Annotated in this window: 12 protein-coding genes; 2 read left to right on the top strand and 10 right to left on the bottom strand. The window is 68.3% G+C overall.

Going from position 1 to position 15201, the window contains the following annotated elements; all coding sequences use genetic code 11:
- Positions 1–222: 222 nt before the first annotated feature.
- The 4 genes from EV657_RS02690 to EV657_RS02675 form a co-directional block, all read right to left on the bottom strand.
- On the bottom strand, positions 223–1488 hold the full coding sequence (locus EV657_RS02690; RefSeq protein ID WP_134077050.1) for an NAD(P)/FAD-dependent oxidoreductase: 1266 nt from the start codon (positions 1486–1488) through the stop codon (positions 223–225).
- 4 nt (positions 1489–1492) lie between these two features.
- Complete coding sequence (locus EV657_RS02685; RefSeq protein WP_113670141.1) at positions 1493–2224, bottom strand: amino acid ABC transporter ATP-binding protein; 732 nt, start codon at positions 2222–2224, stop codon at positions 1493–1495.
- Positions 2221–2877, bottom strand: coding sequence for an amino acid ABC transporter permease (locus EV657_RS02680; protein WP_075784340.1), 657 nt, complete (start codon positions 2875–2877; stop codon positions 2221–2223). Before EV657_RS02680 ends, EV657_RS02685 begins: the two co-directional genes overlap by 4 nt.
- 100 nt (positions 2878–2977) lie before the next feature.
- A complete protein-coding gene (locus tag EV657_RS02675) occupies positions 2978–3718 on the bottom strand; it encodes an ABC transporter substrate-binding protein (protein ID WP_134077049.1) in 741 nt (246 codons plus the stop codon).
- Positions 3719–3953: 235 nt separating this feature from the next.
- On the opposite strand from EV657_RS02675, the gene EV657_RS02670 reads away from it, so the two are divergent.
- Positions 3954–4568, top strand: coding sequence for a cupin domain-containing protein (locus EV657_RS02670; protein WP_075784342.1), 615 nt, complete (start codon positions 3954–3956; stop codon positions 4566–4568).
- Between the two features lie 213 nt (positions 4569–4781).
- On the opposite strand, the gene EV657_RS02665 is transcribed toward EV657_RS02670, so the two are convergent.
- Entirely contained in the window at positions 4782–6587 is a 1806-nt protein-coding gene (locus EV657_RS02665) for an ABC transporter ATP-binding protein (RefSeq protein ID WP_134077048.1), read from the bottom strand.
- Complete coding sequence (locus EV657_RS02660; RefSeq protein WP_208323206.1) at positions 6584–8392, bottom strand: ABC transporter ATP-binding protein; 1809 nt, start codon at positions 8390–8392, stop codon at positions 6584–6586. Before EV657_RS02660 ends, EV657_RS02665 begins: the two co-directional genes overlap by 4 nt.
- A 435-nt stretch (positions 8393–8827) precedes the next feature.
- Here EV657_RS02660 and EV657_RS02655 point away from each other — a divergent pair, with 435 nt between their 5' ends.
- A complete protein-coding gene (locus EV657_RS02655) occupies positions 8828–10933 on the top strand; it encodes a TonB-dependent receptor (RefSeq protein WP_075784345.1) in 2106 nt (701 codons plus the stop codon).
- A 133-nt stretch (positions 10934–11066) separates the two neighbouring features.
- Here EV657_RS02655 and EV657_RS02650 read toward each other — a convergent pair whose 3' ends face one another.
- From EV657_RS02650 to EV657_RS02635, 4 genes are read right to left on the bottom strand one after another with little or no spacing between them, the layout of a single operon-like run.
- Positions 11067–12014, bottom strand: a complete 948-nt coding sequence (locus EV657_RS02650) for an ABC transporter substrate-binding protein (RefSeq protein ID WP_134077047.1) — start codon at positions 12012–12014, stop codon at positions 11067–11069.
- Positions 12015–12031: 17 nt separating this feature from the next.
- Positions 12032–13093 (bottom strand): FecCD family ABC transporter permease, encoded by a 1062-nt coding sequence (locus tag EV657_RS02645; RefSeq protein WP_134077046.1) that lies wholly within the window; start codon positions 13091–13093, stop codon positions 12032–12034.
- Complete coding sequence (locus tag EV657_RS02640; RefSeq protein WP_134077045.1) at positions 13090–14100, bottom strand: FecCD family ABC transporter permease; 1011 nt, start codon at positions 14098–14100, stop codon at positions 13090–13092. Before EV657_RS02640 ends, EV657_RS02645 begins: the two co-directional genes overlap by 4 nt.
- On the bottom strand, positions 14097–14906 hold the full coding sequence (locus EV657_RS02635) for an ABC transporter ATP-binding protein (protein WP_075784348.1): 810 nt from the start codon (positions 14904–14906) through the stop codon (positions 14097–14099). Before EV657_RS02635 ends, EV657_RS02640 begins: the two co-directional genes overlap by 4 nt.
- Positions 14907–15201 lie beyond the last annotated feature (295 nt).

Raw genomic sequence — 15201 nt, 5'->3', positions numbered from 1 at the left:
CGGCATCGCCTGACAGGGCCGCATCGCCGTCGCCGCGAACGGTCGCACCAAGATGTCCGGCCCAAGGCCACCGCAGGCGAGATGCGGAATGTATCCGACCGGATGGTCCGGACCCCAGGCGGCCTCAGGCCCGACGGGACTTCGCGGGCGATGAGACCGGTCGCGTCCCTGCACGTGTGCCCTATGAGTGGCGATGACGGAGAGTCCCCCGCAAGGTCGCCGTCAGCGCTCCAGCGCGTCGCGCAGGCGGTACCAGGCGATCGCGGCCGCCCCGTAGCTGCGGTGAAACCGGTGAAACGGCAGCGGGTCGATCTTGCGCGAGGGAAGCGGCAATGGGGTGCCTCTGGCAAGGTGATCGGCCAGCGCCTTGCCCATTGCGGTGCCAAGGGCCACGCCGCGCCCGTTATAGCCCATCGCCACGATCATGCCCGTGTCCGGCTCGAACAGGCGAACGCGATGGTCGGCGGTCATCCCGACCCGGCCCGACCAGCGATACTCGACCCCGAGACGGGCGGCCTCGGGGAAGAAGGCCCGCAATTCCCGTTCGATAATGCCATAATCCGCCGGGGTCCCCCCATGCGAAAAGCGCCCGCGCCCGCCGATCATCAGGCGGTTGCCGGGACCGATGCGGAAATAGGTGCCGACACGGCGGCTTTCGGACAGGACAGAGCGCCCGGGCAGGATACGCTTGAGCAGATCGGGCGGAAGGGGAGGGGTCGCAATCTGGATGCTGTTGGCTGCAACCAGCGTCGTCTCGATGCGTCGATAGAGGTTCGGCGGCGTATAGGCATTGGTCACCAGAACGACCCGGTCGGCCGTGACCGTCGCGCCCGATTGCGTACGGGCCTGCCAGCCCGCGTCGGTGCGGCGGATCTCGACGACGCGGCTGTGCGCGAAAAGATCGGCGCCGGTCCGCCGGGCCGCGGCCGCAAGCCCCTGGACATAGTTCAGCGGGTGCACCCGACCCGCCCGCAGGTCGCGCCAGCCGCCGCGGAACCGACGGGTTCCGGTGGCCTCTGCGATGGCCTGCGCATCCAGCCACTCGACCGGGGCGCCGCGCACCTGCCATTGGGCCATCCGGCGTTCCAGCGCAGGCAGGTGACTGTCCTTGAGGCTGGCCTGGATCCAGCCGTCGCGGCTTGCGTCGCAGTCGATGCCGTGGCGGGCGACCAGATCGAAGAGGATATCGGCCGTGCCGCCCGCGAAGGCGGTGGCCGCCGGGCCGAAAAGCGCGTCCAGACCGTCGGGATCGTCCTTCAGGCCCGGAATGACCTGCCCGCCATTGCGCCCCGAGCCGCCATGGCCGGGGGTTTCGGCCTCCAGCAGGGTCACGGCGACGCCCGCCTCGGCCAGATGCAGCGCGGTCGAAAGCCCGGTGAACCCGCCGCCGATGACCAGAACGTCGGTCCGGCGGCTTTCGGCAAGCGGGGACAGGTCGGGGCCGGGGCGGGCCGTCGCGGCCCAGAGCGATTGCGGCTTGTCGGTCATCGGATCACACCGGATGGGTGACGCGCCGCAGGAAATCCTGCGTCCGCGGATGCTGCGGAGAGGTCAGCACATCTGCGGCGGGACCCTGTTCGACGATGCACCCGCCATCGAGAAACAGCACCCGGTCGGCGGCCTCGCGGGCGAACTGGATTTCATGGGTCACGACCAGCATCGTCATGTGCTCATGGGCAAGGTCTGCCATCACCGACAGCACGTCGCCGACCGTTTCGGGATCAAGCGCCGAGGTGGGTTCATCCATCAGGATCGCCCGCGGCCGCATCGCAAGGGCGCGGGCGATGGCCACGCGCTGTTGCTGGCCGCCCGACAGCGAGGCGGGATAGGCGTTCATCTTGTCGGCCAGCCCGACGCGTCTCAGGTGATCCTCGGCCCGGTCGCGGACCTCGGCCTTCGGTTCGCCAAGGACATGCAGGGGCCCCTCCATCACGTTTTCCAGCGCGGTGCGGTGCGGAAACAGGTTGAAGCGCTGAAACACCATCGCCACCTGGGTCCGGATCTGGTGGATCGACGGCGCGTGGGCATCGACCCGGGCGCCTTCGATGGCAATCTCGCCCTGCTGGTAATCCTCAAGCCCGTTCACGCAGCGCAAAAGCGTGGACTTCCCGGACCCCGACGGCCCGATCAGGCAGACGGTTTCGCCCTTGGCCACCTCGGCATCGATCCCCTTCAACACCTCGAGCGAGCCGAAGGACTTGTGCACATCGGTAAAACGGATCATCGGGCCGCTCCCATCCGGCGTTCGACCTGCCGCATCACCATGTTCAGCGGGATCGTCAGGCAGAGATAAAGAGCCGCAACCAGGGTGAAGACGGTCATGTTGTCGAAGGTGGACGAGGCCAGCATCTTGCCCTGCATGGTCAGTTCGGCCACCGAGATCACCGAAACCTGCGAGCTGTCCTTGAGCAGCATCACCATGTTGTTGCCATAGGGCGGCAGGGCGATCCGGATCGCCTGCGGCAGCACCACGCGGCGCATCATCTTGCCGTGGCGCATGCCGATGGACTTCGCGGCCTCGGTCTGGCCCCGGTCCACCGCCTCGATCCCGCCGCGGAAGGTTTCCCCGATATAGCAGGAATAGATCAGCGCCAGACCGATCACCCCGGCCTGAAAGGCGGTCAGATCGATCCCCAGCTCTGGCAGCACGAAGTAGATGTAGAACAGCATCACGAGAATCGGGATGCCGCGCAGGAACTCGACCACGAAGCGCGCGGGTCCCGAGAGATAGCGTCGGCCCGAGGTCCGCAGAATCGCCCAGACCAGCCCCAGCGCCGATGCCAGCACCAGCGCCAGGATCGTGACCGCAACGGTCAGCCAGAGGCCCTGGGTCAGAAGCGGCAGGTAGTCCTGCACCCGGTCAAGAAGTGGCGCCATTCATCTTTCCGTTCGTCTTTCCGTTCAGGGGGGCTGTCGCAGGGGGGGCTCAGGGGGGGGCGGCCCGGACGCGACCGCAGGCGCCCGGGCCGCGCGCCCGTCAGAGGCCGTATTTCGCGAAGATCTCGTCCAGCTTGCCGCTGGCCTGCATCCCGGCAATGGCGGCGTCGACGGCTTTCAGCAGATCGGGATTGTCCTTCGACACGGCCAGCGCCACGTCGCCCTTGCCCATCGGCGTGTAGCCCTCGACCAGATGCACACCAAGACCCGGGTTCTGCGAGACCTGGTAGGCGATGATCGGTTCGTCGCCCACCCCCGCCTTGATCCGGCCCAGCTTCACGTCGCGCATGATGTCGACGAGGCTGTCGTAAAGCTTGACCTCCTTGAAGATCCCCAGCGCCTGCAGCTTGTCGGCGAAGGTCGTGCCGATCTGGGCGCCGATCACCTCGCCCTTCAGATCGTCAAGCTGGTAGGCCGTGCCGTCGCCCGCGGCCACGAACAGCGCGTCGCCATAGCTGTAGACCGGGGTCGAGAAATCGACGACCTCCCGGCGCTTGTCGGTGGCGTACATGCCGGCCGAAATCACGTCGATCTTGCCCGTGGTCAGGGCCGGGATCAGGGCCGAGAACTGGGTGATCTCGAATGCCGCGTTGGCGTTCATTTCCTCGGCGATGGCTTGGGCCAGGTCGACCATCGCCCCGGTCGGCTGTTGCGTCGCGGTGTCGACGAAGGTGAACGGAATGCCTGTCGTGGTCACGCCGACTTTCAGACTGTCGGCTGCCTGCGCGAGGGTTGCGACCATCGCAGCCGCGGCGGCGAGCATCGGAACTTTCAGTTTCATGAACGGATCTCCTGTTGGCGGGCGTCGATGCGCAGCAGATCCGGGCAGGGTGCCCTGCATGTCCGTCGCGTCCCGATCTGTTATAATTTCACGCTAGTGAACATTTTCCCCTTTGCAAGAGAAATTTCCGCATGTCTTCACCTGGGCGAAAATCCCGGGCGTTCCCCTGTCTTTTCGCTTGCGGCAGGCAGCATCGAATGCGTAGTTTTGGGTTCACCTGCGTGAAAAAGAAGCGATGACTCGATCCGACCCCAACTTGCCCGACACCGATCCCGCCGGGACCGTCGAAGCGGACCTGTCGCTGGGTCAGGCCGTGCGGCGCGCCCGTCAGGGGCGGGACATGTCGCTAAAGCAGGTCGCGGACGGCGCGGGCATCTCTGTCGGCCTGATGAGCCAGATCGAGCGCGGCATCTCTTCGCCATCGATCCGGGTCCTGCGGGCAATCTGCGGCGTGCTCGACATTCCGGTCCTGTCGCTTTTCGTCTGGGACGACCGCCCGTCCGAGCGCGAGGCCCGAATGATCGTGCGCGCCGACCGTCGTCGCAGCGTCGATTTCGGCGATCGCGGCATGGTGAAATCCTTCCTGACCGCGCACGATTCGGGGGCACTGCAGGTGATGGATATCGTCCTTCAGCCGGGCGGCGGGTCGGGCGAGGACGCCTATCGTCATGTCGGCGAGGAATGCGGACTCGTTCTTGTCGGAAGTCTGGAGATCTGGATCGACGGCCACGCCTTCCACCTGAACGAAGGCGATTCCTTCCATTTCGAAAGCGTGTTGCCGCACAAGTTCCGCAATCTGTCCGACGGTCGCACGCGCGTGCTCTGGATCACAACGCCGCCCGTCTGGTAGCGCGGCCGCCTCCGGCGTCTGCGGGCAGACGAATGTCATGGTCTGCCCGCCAGATCGCCCGCGCGCGTGCCACATGACCGATCGTCCATCCTGCCTCGGCCGGATGACGGGCCGATGTGCGCCGCTTTTCGGGGCATTCACCGGCAGGATCGCGTGATGCCCTGTCCGCCCCGACATCGGCTCATCGCGTCGGCTCCGATCCTCTGGAGGACCTCAATGGGCCGACGTGCCTGCGGGAACCAGATGCCAGTCCTTGGCCCGCATCTGCGCCTCCCACATGCGGCGGTAGCGGCCCGGGCAGGCCAGAAGCTCGGCATGGCGACCCTGCGCCGTCAGGCGGCCTTCCTCCAGCACCAGAAGCCGATCCGCCCCGGCCACCGTCGACAGCCGGTGCGCGATGACCAGCACCGTCTTGTCGCGGACCAGAGCGTCGATGGCGCGCTGCACCGACAGCTCGCTTTCGGTGTCGAGCGCCGCGGTGGGCTCGTCGAGGATCACGATCGGCGCATCCTTCAGCAGCGCCCGCGCGATCGAGATCCGCTGCCGTTCGCCGCCCGACAGCCGCCCGCCGATATCGCCGAGCGGCGTGTCCCAGCCCTTTGGCAGCCGCTCGATGAACTCGAGGCAATGGGCGGCCTCGGCGGCGGCGCGCAGCTCGGCCTCGGTGGCGCCGGGGCGGGCCATGCGGATATTGGCCGCGACCGTGTCATTGAAGAGATAGACGTCCTGGAACACCACCGAGATCAGACCGGCCAGCCGGTCGGCCGGGATCCGGCGCAGATCGACGCCACCGATCCGGATCGCGCCCTCTTGCGGGTCGGACTGGCGCATCAGCAGCTTGGTCAGTGTGGTCTTGCCGGACCCCGAGGGTCCCACCAGAGCGGTCAGGCTGCGCGCGGGCAGGCGCAGGCTGATGCCCTTCAGGGCGGGGTCCGGGGCCTGCGCATAGCGGAAGGTGACGGCGTCGAACTCGATATCGAACCGGTCGGGCACTGCGGCGGGGTCGTCCTGGGGCAAGGGCTCGATCCGCATCAGCGCGGCGATCCGGTCCAGGGCGGATTCGATCAGTTCGACCATGGCGGTGTAGAGGATGAAGGTCGACAGCGGTTCCGACAGCCGCGCCACGATCACCAGAAGCCCCGCCAGCGCCGCCAGATCCAGCGCGCCGAAGGCCACCAGCCCGGCACCAAGCGCCAGCACCAGCACCAGCCCCAACTCGACCACCGAGGCGACGAGGATGTTGGGTTTCTCGCCCTTGCGGTGGCCGTAGGCCTGGATCGCCTCGAGCTTTTCGAAGGTCTTGGCCAGCCGCTCGGCCTTCGATCCGGCCTGACGCGCGGCGCGCAGCACCGGCAGGCCCTGGGCGTATTCCAGGACGTCGGCATTGGCCTCCTGATGGGCCTGGGCGAGGATGCGCTTGCCGCGCCCCATCGCCGGGCGGCGCCAGCGGTAAAGCGGCAGGATCGCCGGGAAGACCGCAAGGAAGGCCAGCGCCATGCGCCAGTCGACGGCAAACAGCGCAATCCCGGTGGCAAAGGGGGTCACCACCGCGATGAAGATCAGGTTGAGGATCGTCAGCGTGGTCTGCAGCGTCTCGTCGACCGAGTTCAGCACCATCGAGTTCAGCTCGCCGGTGCGGCTTTCCTGCAGGGTTTCCAGGGGCATCCGGCGAAGCTGGGCGCCGAGCCTGAGGCGCAGGCGGTTGGTCGCGGCCGACATCTGCCCGTCATAGTCGAAGCCCTGGGCGCGCCAGCGCAGGACCGAAGCGGCCACCGTCAGCGCGGTGAAGACGGCAAGCCAGACCAGCCCGTCGGTCAGGTCGCGGCGGGAAAAGAGCGCGGTGAAGACCGGCACGATCGAGGCCAGCGCCAGCCCCTGCAGGATCGCGGCGGCCAGAAGGCCCAGGATCGCGCGGCGCAGCCCGGGCGCGGCCTCGGGGCCGACGCCCTCCATCAGCCGCTGCCAGGTGGCAAGCCAGGGGGTCGGGCCTTTTCGGGGGGCGGTGGACGGCGCGCTCATGCCGGGACCTCCTGCGGGGCGCGCTGGCCCAGCGACCAGTTCTGCGCGCGTTCGTAATTGCTCCAGAGCCTTGCATAGAGGCCGCCCCCGGCCACCAGATCGTCATGGCGGCCCTGTTCGGTCAGGCGGCCCCGGTCGAAGACCAGGATCCGGTCGGCATCGCGGATCGTCGGCAGCCGGTGGGCCACCATCAGCACCGTCTTGCCGCGCATCAGCCTGGCCAGCGCGGCGACCAGCGCGGCCTCGTTTTCCGGGTCGGCGAAGGCGGTGGCCTCGTCCAGCACCAGGATGGGGCGGTCCTGCAGGATCGCCCGGGCGATGGTGATCCGCTGGCGCTGGCCGCCCGACAGGAAGCTGCCGCGCTCGCCCGCGGGGGTGTCGTAGCCCTGTGGCAGGTCCATGATGAAGTCGTGCGCCTGGGCGGCGGTCGCGGCGGCGATCACGTCCTCCATCGAGGCCTCGGGCGAGCCCAGCCGGATATTGGCGGCGATGCTGTCGGAAAACAGGAACGTGTCCTGGAAGACGAAGGCCACCTGCCCCATCAGCGTGTCGGCGGTCATCTCGCGCACATCGGCGCCGCCGATCAGCACCCGGCCCGAATTCGCGTCCCAGAACCGCGGGATCAGCCGGGCGACGGTGCTTTTGCCCGCGCCCGAGGGGCCGACCAGGGCGGTGACGGTGCCGGGCGCGGCCTCGAAGGTCACGTCGGTCAGGGCGTCGGACTCGCCCGCGCCATAGCGGAAGGTCACGTTTTCGAAGCGCACGCTGGCGTCCTGCGGGCGGGCCTCGGCCCCGGGGGCGGGCTCGGGCAGGACCGGGGCGGCCATCACCTCGTGGATCCGGGCGATGGACAGCTTCACCTTCTCGTTCATGTGGCGCAGCATCATCATCGGCATCACCGCCTCGGCCATCCCGGTGCACAGAAGCAGCACCGCCAGCCAGCGCAGCGGGTCCAGATCGCCTGCCCAGACCAGCCCGCCGCCCAGCCACAGCACCACCGCCAGCGTCGGCATCGGCGCCAGCACCACCCAGGAGAACCGCGCCGCGAAGCCCGATTCCCGATACCAGCGGGCCAGCACCTGCGCATAGGCGTCGAGCGCGCGCTGATAGCGGCCGAAGATGCCGTGGCCCGCGTCGAAGGTGCGCACCACCGGCATCGCCTGGACGAATTCCACCACCGCCGCGCTGACCCGTTCGCGCGCGTCGTTATAGGCGCGGGCCATCTCGCCCCGGCGCCGCTGGGCCCAGGTCAGCACCCCCATCCCCAGCGCCAGTACCGCCAGCGCCGCCAGCGCCAGCCGCCAGTCAAGCCAGAGCAGCAGCGCGAAGGTCACGAAGGGCGTCACATAGGCGCGGGCGTAAAGCGGCGTGCTGTCGGCGACGAAGACATGCAACGCCTTGACGTCGTCATGGATCACCTTGGTCAGCCCGCCCGCGCCCTCGGTTTCGACATAGCCCAGCGAGACCTGCGCCAGCCGCTGGGCCAGCCCCGTGCGCAGCAGCCGTTCCAGCCGGAAGGCCGCGTAATGGGACTGGTTGAAGGCCCCGAGGCGGCCAAGATAGCCGCCCAGCGTGCAAAGGAATGCCGCCGCCATGAAGCCGCAGGCCAGGGCGCCTTGACCTGCCATCAGCGCCTGCACGGTCAGCGCCAGAAAGCCCAGCGTCGCCAGGCCGAAAAGCGCGGACAGTACCGCCAGCGCCATTCCTGCGCGGATCTGGCCGCGCACCGGGGCCATGATCGCCCAGGCGCCGGGCAGTTTCGGCCCGGGGCGGGCGGTCTTCGGTCCGGTCTTCGGATCAGTCATGGCGCTTTCTCCGTCGGGCAGGCGCGGGCTCCCGTGCCGCGTGCCTGAGGCACCGTGCATGGGGTCTGGCAGAAATTCTGGCGGGATCGGCTGGCGGGCGGGCGCGGCGCGGATCCAGGCGCCGTCTCAGCCCGGTGCTGGCGTGACGATGGGCCGGATCGTGACAGGCTGCGGCGCCGGTTTCAAGCGACAGCGGCACGACTTGATCGCTGCCGCGCCGCCCTGCGGGTGCAGATTGCCGCAGTGCACGGTTCTTCACGCCGTCGTGTTGCCATTTCCTACGCTTTCGGTAAGGTATGGTCGAGTCCGGACCGACCAAGGCGCGTCCGGCCCCGTCCGGTCCGCGCGTCGTCCGGCCGTCGGGATCGAGTGACATTGTTTTTCGATAGCGAGCGGTCTTCGGCCAGCCAGCGAGTCGTTTGGTGAGGACGAAAGATGAGACCGACCCCGTTCGCGGCCCTGTTGGGCCGCACGAGCCCCCTCGCGCTGGCTTGCGCGCTGGCTTTTCCCGCCCAGGCCCAGCAGGTCCCTGGCCTTGAAGGCAGCTATCAGCTGGACCCGATCATCCTGAGCGGCGAAAAGATCGACCGCAGCATCGAGGAAACGGCCTCGTCGGTCAGCGTGCTCACCTCGGCGGATATCGACGACAAGACCGACGCGGCCTCGGTGCAGGATGCGATTTCCGACGTCCCCAACGTCTTTTACACCGCCTCGGGCGGTGCGCCGGTGATCCGCGGTCAGGATGCCCAGGGGCCATCGAACGGCGCGACCACGTTCTTCGGCGGGACCACGCCGCGCGCCTCGATCAATGTCGACGGCCATTACCTCAGCTACAACGAACTGGTCTATGGCATGGCCTCGATCTGGGACGTCGACAGCATCGAGGTGTTCCGAGGTCCGCAGACCTCGTCCCAGGGCGCCAACAGCATCGCGGGTGCGGTCATCGTCAACACCAAGGACCCGACCTTCACCCCCGAAGGCGCGTTCCAGTTGCAATATGGCACCAACAACATGAAACGCGCCTCGGCCGTGGTGTCGGGGCCTCTGTCGGATCAGGTCGCGGCGCGGCTGTCGCTGGATTATTACGGGCGTGACACCTTCATCGACTTCGTCAACCCGGCCTATGACAATGGCGGCAACGACGAGGACATCGAATACAAGAACGCCCGGTTCAAGCTCTTGTGGGCGCCAGCCGAGATCCCGGGCCTCGAGGCCAAGCTGACCTTCTCGCATACCGAAAACTCCGCCCCCACCTGGGAGGCGGCGACCCAGGGCGAGTATGACGATCTGGAAAACAACTGGACCTCGATGCCGACCTGGGAACAGCAGGTCAACACCTGGATCGGCGACATCAGCTATGATTTCGGCAACGGGATCGAGCTGTCGAACCAGCTGCAATATTCCAACATCGATGTCGACCGGCTGTACAATCCGCCTGCCAACGGGTCGGCGTCGATCGACCAGGAAAGCTACACCAACGAAACCCGGCTGACCTTCGGCGACGCGGCCTCGGGCACCAGCGGGGTCTTTGGCCTGTTTCTGGCGCGGACCACCTCGGACGATGTGCTGCACCAGGGCGGTACCTCGATCTTCGACGACGAAAAAACCCAGCTGGGGATCTATGGCGAGGTCAGTCACGACCTGACAGACCGTTGGACCGTGACCGGCGGGCTGCGCTTCCAGCGCGACCACATCACCCGCAGCGGCGTACCGGGGTCTGTCTTTCAGATGCGGGGTCTGGGCGATCTCGACTATGACGAGACCTTCGAGGAGATCCTGCCGAAACTGTCGCTGGCCTACAAGCTGACGCCCGATGTCACCGTCGGTGCGCTGGTGAACAAGGGCTACAACCCCGGCGGCGTCAATCTCAGCATGACGCTGTTCGACTATGTCGAGTTCGAGAAGGAGACCGTCTGGAATTACGAACTTTTCGCCCGGGCGAACCTGCTGGGCGACCGGCTGCTGCTGACCGCGAACCTGTTCTATTCCGATTTCGACAATTCCCAGCGGCTGCTGCCGGACGACTCGCTGGGCGTCGCCAGTTCGGCGGCCATCGTGGTCAATGCCGACGAGGCCCAGTCCTACGGTCTGGAACTGGGGGCCGACTTCAGGGCGACGGACACCCTGCGGCTGAAAGGCGGACTTGGCCTGATGCAAAGCGAGATCGGCGATTTTTCCGGCCCGGGCGGAACGCTTTATACCGACAGCGATTTCAGCTATGCGCCGGGCTACATGGTGACGCTGGGCGCCGACTGGGATTTCGCACCGCGCTGGACGCTTGGGGGCGATGTCCGCTTCATCGACGGTTATTACTCGAACGATGCGGGCGATCCGAACTACAAGGTCGACGACTATGCCGTGGCCAATGCCAGGCTGACGTACCGGATGCGCGAGAATATCGAGCTTCAGGCCTTCGTCACCAACCTCTTCGACGAAAGGACGCCGACCTATCTTTATGCCGACCGGTCCAATGCGGGCGAGATCGCGGCCGCCATGCTGGAGCCCCGCGAATTCGGCATCGGGCTTAGGGTCAGGTTCTGAGCCCGGGGCCGATCCACGGGCTTGCCGCCGGATCCGGTCATGGGAGTCTGGATCCTCGCGGCGGGGCGGGCAGTCCGGCCCGCCCCTTTTTTTCCCGGGGTGTGCCCCGGCCGCGCTTGGCGGGGGCTGAGGCTCAGCGGCCTTGGGCCCAGGTTTCGACCGCATCCAGCATGTGCTCGGCGCTGGCGACGGTGGGGGTCGTCACCTTGGCGGAATCGAGAAACAGGATCCGGCCCTCGCGGGCGGGCTTCAGAAAGCGGTCCCAGCCCGGCAGGATGCGGTCCAGCGCCGCGCGGATCCCGGCCTCGTCCCGGCCCGCGCCGAGATAGCTGTTCATCACCAGCAGAAGATCGGGATCGAGCCGCCCCACCACCTCGGCGCTGAGCGGCACCAGCAGGGTCGAGCCCATCCCCGCCCGGTCGCCCCCGGTGCCGAGATCGAGCCGCTCATAGCCCAGATCCTCGATCGCCTGCACAGCGCCCGACATCTCGCCCACGGCATTGATCTGGTCGGTCAGGAACAGCGCCAGATAGGTGCCCGGCGCGTCGGGCAGCGCCGCGCGCACCGCCTCCACCCGGCCCAGATAGGCGTCCTTGCGCGCCGCGAAGACGTCCTCGCGGCCCAGAAGGCGGGCCAGCGCGGCCTCGGTCCCGAAGCCCCGGACCTTCCCGGTCGAGGCGTTCTGCAGATAGACCGGCGCCACCGAAGACAGCTGGTCGGCCTTGTCGATGTCATGCTCGGTGCCGAGGATCAGGTCCGGGTGCAGCATCCGCAGCCGTTCCAGATCGAGATTGCCGAGCGCGCCGACCCCGGGCGGGCGCGGCGCGTCATTTCCCAGCACCTCGCGGTAGAAATCGACCGACATCAGCGTCCCGCCCCCGGCGTCGCGGCCATAGCTGCCCACCGGCGCCACACCGAGATCCGCAATCGGCACGCCCAGCAGCGGCTCGTGCAGCACCACCACCCGTTCGGGGCTGTCGGGGACGGCCACGGTGCGCCCGGTATCGTCGGTCACCATGCGGTCGGCGAGGGCGGCGGCGGGCAGCAGGGCCGCCAGGGTCAGGGCAAGCACGGTACGCATGGCAAGGGCCTTTCGGGTCAGTCGGTGCGCATCGCGGCCAGCAGCCGCAGGCGCAGGGTGAGGATGAAGAGGGGCACACCGATCATGGTCAGGCTCAGCCCGATGGGCAGGGCGATGCCGCCGCCCACGCCGCGGCTGAGCGTGTCGGCAGCGACCACCAGCAGCCCGCCCATCAGCCCCGACAGCACCAGCCGGGCGCGGCCCGTGGACCGGGTCAGCGCCCCCGCCAGATGCGGCGCCATCACGCCGAGGAAGGACAAGGGGCCCACCGCGGTCACCGCGGCCGAGGTCAGCACCACGGCTGCCAGCAGGATCGCCGGGCGCGAGCGCAGCACCGGATCGCCGAGCGACATCGCCATCTCGTCGCCCAGATCCAGCACCCTCAGCGGCCGGCCGAGGATCGCGATGGCGGGCAGGCTCAGCGCGACCCAGGGCCCGAGCGCGGCAATGGCGCCCCAGCTGGCCTGGAACAGCGATCCCGCCAGCCAGTCCGACAGCGCGTAGGAGGTCTCGGGCGGGGCGTAGAGGATCAGGATCGCGGTCAGCGAGGACAGCACCGTCTCGACCGCGATGCCCATCAGGAGGATCGCCATGCCCCCGGCCCGGGCGCCGCCGACCAGCGCGATCAGAAGCCCCGCCACCGCCAGCCCGCCGCCGATCGCGGCGAAGGGGATCAGGCCCAGGGGGGCCGCGGGCAGGAATACCAGCATCAGCACGATCGCCGCCATCGACCCCTGGCTGAGCCCCAGCAGTCCCGGATCGGCCAGCGGGTTGCGGGCAAGCGATTGCAGCGCGGCGCCGACCAGTGCCACGCACCAGCCCGCCAGGAAACCCAGCGCGATCCGCGGCAGCCGGACCTCGAGGATGGCGAAGGCGCCGTCTCCCGAGCCGGTGCCCAGCAAGGTGCCGATCAGCTCGGCCGGGCCGGTGCGGGTGGCGCCCACCCCCAGCGAGATCAGCCCCAGCGCCAGCACCGCCAGCACCAGGCCCAGACCGGCCAGCAAGTTGCCGCGCCGGATCTCCAGACCCGAGGCCAGCCGCAACACCGGGCGCCCGTCGGCGGCGCGCGCGGGTCTCATCGCGCGGCTCCCGCCGGGGCCAGGTAGACCCGCCGGACGATGACCGCGAAGACCAGCCCGCCGACCACGTCGAGGATCAGCCCGGTATGAACGACATGGGGCGCGAAAGCCGTGCGCGCGACCAGATCCGCCCAAAGGCACAGCGCCGCCCCGGTCAGCGCCGCCGCCGGTAACGCGCGCGCCAGACCCGCGCCCGCGAAGGGGCGCACCATATGCGGCACCACCAGCCCGATGAAGGCCACGGGTCCGCAGACCGCCACCGCCGAACTTGCCCCCAACACGACCGCCGCCAGCGCCAGTCCGCGCACCCGGGGCACGTTGACCCCGGCCGAGGCCGCCTTTTCCCGCCCCAGCGCAATCAGCGTCAGCGGGCGCGCCAGCGCCATCAGCAGTCCGAAGGATGCGGCCCCGATCCACCAGAAATCATAAAGCCGTTCGGCATAGACATGGTTGATGTTGCCGGTGACCCAGCCCAGGAAATCGGTCCGCCGCACCGGGTCGGCCAGCAGGAAGGCATTGGCCATCCCGGTCAGGAACATCGAGACCAGCGCGCCCGCGAGGATCAGCGAAAGCCCTCTGGGATCGCGCGAGAGCCCGGCCAGCCGCGCCACCCACAGCACCGCCAGGAACCCTGCGGTCCCGCCCGCCAGCGCCGCGACTCCCTGGGTCTCGATGCCCAGATCCAGCAGATAGGCCCCGGCCAGCACCGCCAGCGCGGCGCCGGAATTGATCCCCAGCGTCGCGGGCGAGGCCAGCGGGTTGCGCATCAGCGCCTGCAGCACCGTGCCCGAGACCGCCATCACCGCGCCCATATAGATCGCGATCACCGCGCGCGGCAGGCGCTGGAAGGCCACCACCGCGTGGTCGTAGCTTTCCGGCTCGAACCGGATCAGCGCCTCCCAGACCGCCCCCGGCCCGATTCCGCCGGGCCCGGCCGAGAGATTGGCGATGAGGCTCAGCCCCAGGCCCAGCGCCGCCACGGCGAGGACGGGCACGCGCAGGCTCATGCGGTCCGCGCCCGGACCTCGGGCAGGCGCGTCCCGGTGCCCGCCAGACGCGGCAGGCAGACCAGGCGGCCGTCGCGGACGAAGATGTCGGCCTCCAGATCGAAGGTGCGCGAAACGCTGTCGGCATCGACCGTCTGCGCCACCGGGCCTGCCGCCACGACCCGGCCGCCGCGCAGCATCACCACATCGTCGGCATAGGCAGAGGTCAGGTTCATGTCGTGCAGCACCGCGATCACGGTGCGGCCATGGTCGCGGGTCAGGCTGCGGACCAGATCCATCACCGCGTACTGGTATTTGACGTCCAGATGGTTGACCGGCTCGTCCATCAGCACGATTTCGGCATCCTGGGCCAGCACCATCGCGATCCAGGCCCGCTGTTTCTGGCCGCCCGACAGCGCGTTGACCGGGCGGTGGGCCATGTCCGCCAGCCCGACGGTTTCCAGCGCATCGCGAAACAGCGCCCGGTCCCGGTCGGACGGTCCCCCCATCAGAGAATAACGGGCATATCCCGCCAGTTCGACCAGTTCGCCGAGGGTCATGTAATCCGGGCAGCGGTTCTCTTGCGGCAGATAGGCGACACGGCGCGCCAGAGCGCGGCGGGCGAGCGTCCGGATCGGGCGGCCATCCAGCGTGATGGTGCCGCTCTGGACCGGAAGAAATCCCATCACCGCCTTCAGCAGGGTCGATTTCCCGCTGCCATTGGGCCCCACCAACGCCGTGAGACGCCCCGGTGCGAACCGCACGGACAGATCCGCCAGGACCGGGGCCTTGCCATAGGAGACCGCCACTTGATCGAGTTCCAACACCGCCGCGTCGCTCCGTAAGTCGTCCGGGCGACCCTATTTCATAGTAAAACAGTCATCAATTCGAAATGCTGGTCGGGCGGGGCTGTCGACACGGGGCGTTGCCGGGCCAGACGCCGCGAGCGGCGCGACATTCCGGATGATGGGACGGCCGTCCTGTTGATGCCGCAACGGGCATCGGAAAATGGGTCAACGCCGTATTCTTGTGCATTCCGCGGCACGGACGGCGCGATATGGCGACGCGGCGGGTCCGGGCCTTGTCAAATCCGACAATTTCAATCAGCTTTATTTTCGAGGC

Origin of the sequence: Rhodovulum visakhapatnamense (assembly GCF_004365965.1) — a bacterium.
Lineage (GTDB): Bacteria > Pseudomonadota > Alphaproteobacteria > Rhodobacterales > Rhodobacteraceae > Rhodovulum > Rhodovulum visakhapatnamense.
This window is presented reverse-complemented; position numbering and strand designations above follow the sequence as displayed.